Source organism: Saccharomonospora iraqiensis subsp. paurometabolica YIM 90007 (assembly GCF_000231035.2).
GTDB classification, from domain to species: domain Bacteria; phylum Actinomycetota; class Actinomycetes; order Mycobacteriales; family Pseudonocardiaceae; genus Saccharomonospora; species Saccharomonospora paurometabolica.
The window spans coordinates 217,807-221,501 of sequence record NZ_KI912218.1; the positions used below are offsets into that span (position 1 = coordinate 217,807).

Below are 3,695 nucleotides of genomic sequence, written 5' to 3' on the forward strand. Positions count from 1 at the left end.
CCCGCATCCCACCGCGGACGACGGGCAGCCCCGGCCGGGAAGCGCGCACGGCCGCCGCCTCCACGGGCAGGGCCGTGACGAGCACGCCCGGCTCACCCGTCGTGCGCACGGCCGGTCACCTCCTGGTAGCGCCCGAGCGCGGTCAGCGGGAACACGATCCGGTAGAGGTGGTAGCTGATGTAGAAGTCGCCGGGGAAGCCGGTGCCGGTGTACTGCGGTTCGTCCCAGCCGCCGTCGGGGCGTTGGTTGCGGACGAGCCAGGCGACCCCGCGGCGGGTCACCGGGCCGTACTCCCCCGCCGCGAGCAGCGCCAGCAGCGCCCATGCGGTCTGCGAGGGGGTGGAGGTCCCCCGTCCGACCCAGGCCCGGTCCCCATAGGACCGCAGATCCTCGCCCCAGCCGCCGTCCGGGTTCTGGTGCGCGGTCAGCCAGTGCACGGCGCCCCGGACGGCGTCGTGGTCGCGTGGGATCCCGCACGCCACGAGCGCGGGGACGGCGGCACCGGTGCCGTACACGTGGTTGGCGCCCCACCGGCCGAACCACGATCCGTCCGCCTCCCGGTGGTCGAGCAGCCACCGCACGCCCCGGCGTGCCGCGTCGCACTCGGCGAGCCCGCGGGCGGCCAGCATCTCCACCACGTGCGCGGTGACGTCGGCCGAGGGCGGGTCGATCACCGCGCCGAAATCGCAGAACGGCAGTTTCTCGCACAGCGTCCGCGTGTTGTCGGCGTCGAACGCGCCCCACCCGCCGTCGGCGGAGCGCATCCCGACCACCCACTCCGTGGCACGGTCGACGGTCCGGCGCACGCGTTCCGGCTCCGGGTGCCGTACCCGGCGCAGGCCCAGCACCACCTCGGCGGTGTCGTCGATGTCCGGGTAGTGGTCGTTGGCGAACTCGAACGCCCAGCCGGACGGGGCCACGTCCGGCCTGCGGACCTGCCAGTCGCCGCCCACCCGGATCTCCTCGTCGAGCAGCCAGTCCGCCGCACGGATTAGGGCGGGGTCGTCGGCGGGGGTCCCGGAGTCGAGCAGCGCGGTCACGGCCAGCGCGGTGTCCCACACCGGCGACTGGCACGCCTCCAGTCGGCGGACGGGGCCGTCGTCGGTGTCCTCCCGGACGGTGAAGCTCTCCAGGCCGTCGAGCGCCTTGGCGAGCACCGGGTGCTCCACCGGGTAACCGCGCAGGTGCAGCGCGAGGATCGAGTACACCCACGGGGGCTGGATCCCGCCCCAGCCGCCGTCGGCCTCCTGCCGCCGCAGGATCCACTGCTCCGCCCGGGACAGCGCGTACCCGCGCAGTGGCTTCACCGGGGACCGTTCCAGCCGGTGGAGCACGCCGTCGAGCCCGTGGAACAGGCCGGCCCAGCTCACCGGCGGGTCCGCCGCCCGCGCGGGCGCCCCGGTGCGCAGCTCCCGGACGTCCACCCCGAGGTCCCGGTGCGGGCGGGCCGCGCACACGATCGTCAGCGGCACCACCGTCTGCCGCGCCCAGCAGGCCCAGTCGTAGACGTTGAGCGGGAACCAGTCGGGCAGCAGCATCATCTCCGGGGGCAGCACGGGCAGGTCGTCCCAGGACCACTGCCCGAACAGCGCCAGCCAGATGCGGGTGAACACCCGGGTCGCCTCGATGCCGCCACTGTCCAGGATGTACTCCCGGGCGCGTCGCAGGTGTGCGGCGTCGACCGGGTCGCCCGCCAGCCGCAGCGCGGTGTACGCCTCGACGGTGGTGGACAGGTCGGCCGGCCCGTCGTGGAAGGTCGCCCACGTCCCGTCCGGCCGTTGCCGGGCCCGGATCCCGCGGGCGGTCTCCGCGGTGAGGGTGCCGTCGTCGATGCCGAGGAACCGTCGCAGCAGCAGGTCCTCGGCCTCCATCGTGACGTTCGTGGCGAGTTCGCCCTTCCACCAGCCCTGCTCGTGCTGCGCGGCGAGCAGATGGGCACGGGCACGGTCGACGGTCCCGGCCACGTCCAGATCCACGGCGGTATCCGCGGGACCGACACCGGCCGTGTCCGTCGGGTGCGCGGCGCCGTCGGCACCGTCGGGGTGGTCGGGTCCGGCGGTACCGCCGGGACGGGTGGCCCGGTCGGAGCGGGCGGTCGGACGGTCGGGCAGGACATCGGTCATCGGTCACGCTCCACGACGAACTGGGTGAGTCCGGACAGAGCCGCGTGGATCGCCGGGGGGACGTCGACCCGGTCGAGGCAGGACCGGGCGTGTTCGAGGTAGCGGTGCGCGCGCCGCCGCGTCCAGTCGATCGCCCCGGTCCGCTCGATCAGCGCGGCCATCGTGCGCAGATCGTCCTCGGTCGGGGCACGGTCGTCGCGGTAGCCGCGGGCGAGTGCGGCGCCGTCGGCGGTGCCGGACTCCAGGGCCACGACGACGGGGACGGACTTCTTGCGCGCGCGCAGATCGGCCAGGACCGGTTTGCCGGTCACCTCCGGGGTGCCCCGGATGCCGAGCAGGTCGTCGATGAGCTGATAGGCCATCCCCAGGTCACGCCCGAACTCGGCCAGCGCCCGCACCGACCCGTCGGGGGCCCCGCCGAGCACCGCCCCGAGCGCGGTGGCGCACCGCATCAGGGAGGCCGTCTTGCCGTCCGCCATCCGCAGGTACTCGTCCACGCCGACCTCGGTGCGGCGTTCGAACGCGATGTCGGCACTCTGCCCCGCGATCAGTCGCCGTACCGCGGTGGTCAGCTCGCCCGTCGCGGCCGGGTCACCGGCCTCCTCCAGCACCTCGACGGCGAGGGTGAGCAGGGCGTCGCCGGCCAGGATGGCGGTGGGGGTGCCGAACAGCCGCCACACCGTCGGGCGGTGCCTGCGCTCGGCGTCCCCGTCCATCACGTCGTCGTGCAACAGGGAGAAGTTGTGCACCAGCTCCACGGCCACCGCGCCGGGCAGCGCCGCCTCGGGGCGGGCGCGCACCGCCTGCGCGGCGAGCAGCACCAGGGCCGGGCGCAGCGACTTGCCCCCGTCCCCGTCGACGGGGACACCGTTCTCGTCGGTCCACCCGAGGTGGTAGGCCACCACCCCGCGCAGGTCGGGTTCCAGGCGCTGCACCGCCTCCCGCAGTGCGGGCCGCACCAGGTGCCGGGTCGCGTCCACCTCGGACGGGAGTGTGGCGGTCACGAGCACGCACCTCCCGTCGACGGCGCGGTGACCAGGTCGGCGGCGCGGTGTCCACTGCGCACGGCACCCTCCATCGTGTCGGGCCAGCCCGTGGCGGTCCACGACCCGGCGAGGACGAGACCGGGCAGCTCGGTCGCGGCCCCGGGGCGCAGCCGCGCCGAGCCGGGGCCCTGGTGGAACGTGGCCCGGCGTTCCCGGGTCACGAAGAACGCGCTGGGCGGGGTCCCGGCGGCCGCGGGCAGCAACCGGCCGAGCTCGGCCGGGAACCTTTCGCGCAGTGTCGCGACGGGGGTGTGCAGCCATTGCCGCGCGGCGGACAGCGAGATCGTCAGGTACTGCCCCGTCGTGAGCCCGGCGGCCGCGGTGCGGTCGAACAGCCACTGCACCGGTGAGGACACCGCCGCGGCGAACGGGAGGTCGGTGACGGCACGGTCGTAGAGCACGTGCACGTTGACGATGGGCACCGCGCCGAGCCGCGCCAACCGCTCCGGTGACAGCCCCGCGGTCGCGGGCACCACCCGGCCGGCGCCGTCCGGGTCGGTCGCCAGCACCACCGCGTCGGCGTCGA

General features: G+C 75.0%; 3 protein-coding genes. All 3 read right to left on the reverse strand.

The window, feature by feature from the left end; genetic code table 11:
- Nucleotides 1–92: 92 nt before the first annotated feature.
- Nucleotides 93–2,123, reverse strand: a complete 2,031-nt coding sequence (gene shc, locus SACPADRAFT_RS0208305; protein WP_007026888.1) for a squalene--hopene cyclase — start codon at nt 2,121–2,123, stop codon at nt 93–95.
- Entirely contained in the window at nt 2,120–3,127 is a 1,008-nt protein-coding gene (locus tag SACPADRAFT_RS0208310) for a polyprenyl synthetase family protein (RefSeq protein WP_007026887.1), read from the reverse strand. The genes shc and SACPADRAFT_RS0208310 overlap by 4 nt, the downstream gene beginning before the upstream one ends.
- Nucleotides 3,124–3,695: FAD-dependent oxidoreductase (locus SACPADRAFT_RS32460; RefSeq protein ID WP_007026886.1), on the reverse strand; the 572-nt coding region annotated here is incomplete at its 5' end. The genes SACPADRAFT_RS0208310 and SACPADRAFT_RS32460, both read right to left, overlap by 4 nt.

Bases quoted from the DNA above. Each gene is read 5' to 3' on its own strand.
- shc (WP_007026888.1), bottom strand. From the start codon at position 2,123: ATGACCGATGTCCTGCCCGACCGTCCGACCGCCCGCTCCGACCGGGCC.